The 4,574-nt window shown below is 66.2% G+C and carries 7 protein-coding genes; all 7 read left to right on the plus strand.

The genetic code is table 11. The features are described from left to right. Positions 1-144: helix-turn-helix domain-containing protein (locus JWQ89_RS13090; RefSeq protein ID WP_299641711.1), on the plus strand; the 144-nt coding region annotated here is incomplete at its 5' end. Positions 145-213: 69 nt separating this feature from the next. Beyond that, entirely contained in the window at positions 214-1,944 is a 1,731-nt protein-coding gene (locus JWQ89_RS13095) for a sensor histidine kinase (RefSeq protein ID WP_299641700.1), read from the plus strand. Further along, on the plus strand, positions 1,941-2,426 hold the full coding sequence (locus JWQ89_RS13100) for an HPr kinase/phosphatase C-terminal domain-containing protein (RefSeq protein WP_299641702.1): 486 nt from the start codon (positions 1,941-1,943) through the stop codon (positions 2,424-2,426). Before JWQ89_RS13095 ends, JWQ89_RS13100 begins: the two co-directional genes overlap by 4 nt. 85 nt (positions 2,427-2,511) lie before the next feature. Then, positions 2,512-2,910, plus strand: coding sequence for a PTS sugar transporter subunit IIA (locus JWQ89_RS13105; RefSeq protein WP_299641704.1), 399 nt, complete (start codon positions 2,512-2,514; stop codon positions 2,908-2,910). Between the two features lie 24 nt (positions 2,911-2,934). Beyond that, on the plus strand, positions 2,935-3,246 hold the full coding sequence (locus tag JWQ89_RS13110) for an HPr family phosphocarrier protein (RefSeq protein ID WP_299641705.1): 312 nt from the start codon (positions 2,935-2,937) through the stop codon (positions 3,244-3,246). Positions 3,247-3,357: 111 nt separating this feature from the next. Beyond that, positions 3,358-3,873 (plus strand): DUF2937 family protein, encoded by a 516-nt coding sequence (locus JWQ89_RS13115; protein ID WP_299641707.1) that lies wholly within the window; start codon positions 3,358-3,360, stop codon positions 3,871-3,873. Between the two features lie 83 nt (positions 3,874-3,956). Further along, positions 3,957-4,574, plus strand: a 618-nt coding sequence (locus tag JWQ89_RS13120) for an adenosylhomocysteinase (RefSeq protein ID WP_299641709.1), incomplete at its 3' end; no start/stop codon positions are given.

Raw genomic sequence — 4,574 nt, forward strand, 5'->3', positions numbered from 1 at the left:
GCCTATGACGACCAGGTCTATGTCGACGACCGCACCATCGACAGCCACATCAAGCGGCTCAGGAAGAAGTTCAAGGCGGTTGACGACGATTTCGAGATGATCGAAACCCTCTACGGCGTAGGCTACCGCTTCAAGGAGCAGTAAGAGGACATCTTGGCCGTTACCGAAGAGGAGTCGCCGGGTTCAAGACCCGCATCCGCGGAGGACGGTGCTGTGGCGAAACTGAACCGGATCGCCGGGGCGGTGGGCCATTTCGTCCTGACCGTCATCAAGCAGATCCAGCGCCTGCTCGCGCTGACGATCTTTTCCAGCCTTGCGCGCCGCATCATCGTGCTCAACCTGGCCGGCCTTGCCGTGCTGGTGGTCGGCATCCTGTTCCTCAACCAGTGGCGGACCGGGCTGATCGAGGCGCGGGTGCAGAGCCTGCGCGTCCAGGGCGAGATCATCGCCGCGGCCATCGCCGCCTCCGCCACCGTCGACAGCGACGTCATCACCGTCAACCCGGACCGGCTGATCGAGCTGCAGGGCAACGAGGTGGTGTCGCCGCTGAGCTTCTTCGATCCGAGCCTCGAGTTCCCGATCAACCCCGAGCGCGTCGCGCCGCTGCTGCGCAATCTCGTCACGCCGACCAAGACGCGGGCCCGCATCTACGACCAGCAGGGCCTGCTCATCCTCGACAGCGCCAACCTCTATGCGCGCGGCGAGGTGCTGCGGCAGATCAAGCCGGCGGACAGCGGCAGCTTCTTCCTGCTCGACTGGTGGAATGCGTTTGTCGACTGGCTGCCGGGCGACGACTATCCGCAATACCAGGAGTTCGGCGCCGACGAGGGCAACCGCTACCCCGAGGTCTCGGCAGCGCTGGGCGGAGCCGCCACGGCGATCGTGCGCGTCGACGCCAAACGCCAGCTCGTCGTCTCGGTGGCGGTGCCGGTGCAGCGGGTGCGCGCCAATGTCGGCGTGCTGCTGCTCTCGACCCAGCCCGGCGACATCGACCAGATCGCCTCGGCGGAACGCTGGGGCATCCTGAGGATCGCGCTGGTCGCGGCGGCGGTGCAGATCATCCTGTCGCTGCTGCTGGCCGGCACCATTGCCGGGCCGCTCCGCCGCCTCGCCAGCGCCGCCGAGCAGGTGCACTCGACCATCACCAGCCGCGCCGAGATCCCGGATTTCTCCGACCGTACGGACGAAGTCGGGCACCTGAGCAAGGCTTTGCGCTCGATGACCTCGGCGCTCTATAACCGCATCGAGGCGATCGAGCGCTTTGCGGCGGACGTGGCGCATGAGCTCAAGAATCCGCTGACCTCGCTTCGCTCTGCCGTCGAAACGCTACCGCGGGCCCGGCGGGCCGAGGATCGCGAGCGGCTCAATGCCATCATCCAGCACGATGTGCGCCGCCTCGACCGGCTGATCTCCGACATCTCGAACGCCAGCCGGCTCGATGCCGAACTCGCCCGGCAGAGCGCCGAGCGGGTCGATATCGCCCAGCTCGCCGACGCCATGGTGTCGATCCAGAAGGATCTCGCGGCCAACCGCAAGGTCGATGTGCTGCTCGAAAAGCACGTGAGCCGCTATTCGCCGATCGCGCTTGGCCATGACAGCCGGCTGGCGCAGGTGATCAACAACCTGATCGACAACGCCGTGTCGTTCTCGCCCGAGGGCGGCAAGGTGGTGGTCACGGTGGCGACCAGCGACGACACCATCACCATCACCGTGGCCGATGAAGGCCCGGGCATTCGCGGCGACATCAGCCGGATCTTCCAGCGCTTCTATACCGACCGGCCGGACGGCGAGCATTTCGGCGACCATTCCGGGCTCGGCCTCGCCATTTCCAAGCAGATCGTCGAGGGCCATGGCGGCACCGTCACCGCCGCCAACCGGCAGGACCGGAGCGGCGCAGTCTTCACCGTCAAGCTGAAGCGCGCCGCGGCCGAGAAGCGGCGGTGAGTGAGACGCACAACATCCACGCGACCGGGCTGGTGCTCGACGGCATCGGCGTCATCCTCCGCGGCGCACCGGGCTCGGGCAAGTCGCTGCTGGCGCTCGACCTCATCGATCAATGGGAGGCGCGCGGGCTCGCGGCCGAACTCGTCTCGGACGACCGGGTGGAGATCGTTGCCGAGGGTGGCAGGCTGCTGATGCGGCCGGCGCCGAATATCGAGGGGCTGATCGAGTTGCGCGGTCGCGGCATCGTCAAGCGGCCCTTCGTCGCCGAGGCGGGGCTGCACCTGGTCATCGATCTCGTCGACGGGCTCGAGCGCATGCTGGAGGATGAAGAACTCACGACCGAACTGTTCGGCGTCGGCCTCGCCAGGGCGCCGGTTCCGCGCGCCGGCGTGGTCGATGCGCGGCACCAGTTGCTGCTGGCACAGGAGGCGTTGCGCGTGCTGGGTTCTCCACACGCTGGGACGCGACAAAAAACCACTTGAAAGCGGCTCGCCATGGGGCAAGAGTCCCGTCTCCTCTGGGGTACCTGTTGCCCGGCCGGAACCTGCGAGACTTTGGGGATACTGCATGATCGGCATGGTTCTGGTGACGCACGGGGCGCTCGCCGTGGAATTCAAATCTGCCCTCGAACATGTCGTCGGCCCGCAGGAGGCGGTGGAGACCGTCGCCATCGGCCCCGATGACGACATGGAGGAGCGGCGCAACGACATCCTCAAATGCGTCGACGCCGCCGACCAGGGCCAGGGCGTGGTGATCCTCACCGACATGTTCGGCGGCACGCCGTCCAACCTCGCGATCTCGATCATGCAGCAGCGCGAGGTCGAGGTGATCGCCGGGGTGAACCTGCCCATGCTGGTAAAGCTGGCGCGTGTCCGCGCCGATCTCGACATCAAGCACGCGGTGAAAGAAGCGGCGGACGCCGGGCGGAAATACATAAACGTTGCCAGCGAGACGCTTGGCGGTTAGCGCGAAATCCTGCATTCTATGGGCATGGATACCGCCGCAGCATCGGATCGGGCGCTTGCGCAGCAATTGACCATCGTCAATCGCAAGGGTCTGCACGCGCGGGCCTCGGCGCGGTTCGTGCGGACCGCGGAGTGCTTCGATGCCGAGATCAAGGTGGTCCGCGACGGCCAGGCGGTTTCCGGCCACTCGATCATGGGCCTGATGATGCTCGGCGCGGGTCCCGGCTCCACCATCCTCGTCCAGGCCACCGGCAAGCAGGCCCGCGAAGCGCTCGATGCCATCACCACGCTGGTCAATAACGGCTTCGACGAAGATTCCGACGGCGCCGCGCCCTGAGCCGGGTTCATCCCTCCGATACCAACTGCCCCTCATGATGGGAACGCCGGGCCGGGCGGCCCCGTTGCGTGAGGGGATCTCCATCCCACCCAGCCGATTGAAGGAAGCTTGATGCGCCGGACGCTCGCCATTCTCGGAGGCCTGGTGGTCGGCGCCGGGCTCAGCCAGTTCCCCGAATATGCCCAGCAATATACCCAGCGGCTCGGCGGCGCGGTAGACGAGCTGAAAATCATCACCGAGGATTTCGACAAGGCGGCGACGGAAGCGGGGCTGCAGCGCGACGAGGCGATCGGCCGGTTTTCGAAGACCGGGGACGGCTTCATCGCGGCGCGCGGCGAGTCCATGGCGCGGACCTTCCAGCGCTACGAGCAGCTTTCGGCAACGCTGGCCGAAGTCCGCGGCGCCACCGGCTGGGAACGCTTCACCAAGCTGCCCGAATATCTCGACAGCGAAATCGGCGCCCGGGCGCTCAGCGACTACCAGCCAGCGGTGCCGGTCACCCTCGAGGGCTTCGCCTATGCCGGCGCGGGGTTTTTCCTCGGCTATGCGGTGCTGTCGGCGCTGGTCGGGTTCCTGATGCTGCCGTTCCGGCGGCGGCGCGTGCGCTACGTCGAGCGCGGGACATAAAGCTTTCTTTATATCCCGGTTGATAGCACCCCCTGGCTTCAGTATAAGGCCTCCAACTCAGAGCGATTGACGGAGACAGGCCGATGGCCAGCAACAACGACTACGTGGTCAGGGACATCGGGCTTGCCGAGTACGGCCGCAAGGAAATCGGCATGGCCGAGATCGAGATGCCGGGCCTGATGGCGATCCGCGAGGAATTTGCCGCAAAGCAACCGCTGAAGGGCGCCCGCATCGCCGGCTCGCTCCACATGACGATCCAGACCGCGGTGCTGATCGAGACGCTGAAGGCGCTCGGCGCCGAGGTGCGCTGGGTCAGCTGCAACATCTTTTCGACCCAGGACCACGCTGCCGCGGCCATTGCCGCCGCCGGCATCTCGGTCTTCGCCAAGAAGGGCGAGACGCTGCAGGAATACTGGGACTACACCGACCGCATGATGGAATGGCCGGGCGGCCAGACGCCCAACATGATCCTCGACGATGGCGGCGACGCCACGATGCTGGTGCTGACCGGGGCCAAGGCCGAGACCGACCCGTCGGTGCTGAGCAATCCGCACAGCGAGGAGGAAGAGATCTTCTTTGCCCTGATCAAGAAGCGCCTCGCCCGCGACCCGCATTTCTATTCCAACATCCGCGCCAATATCCGCGGCGTCTCCGAAGAGACCACCACGGGCGTGCACCGCCTCTACCAGATGGCCGAGCGC

It is taken from the genome of Devosia sp. (genome assembly GCF_028290645.1).
Taxonomy (GTDB): Bacteria; Pseudomonadota; Alphaproteobacteria; order Rhizobiales; family Devosiaceae; genus Devosia_A.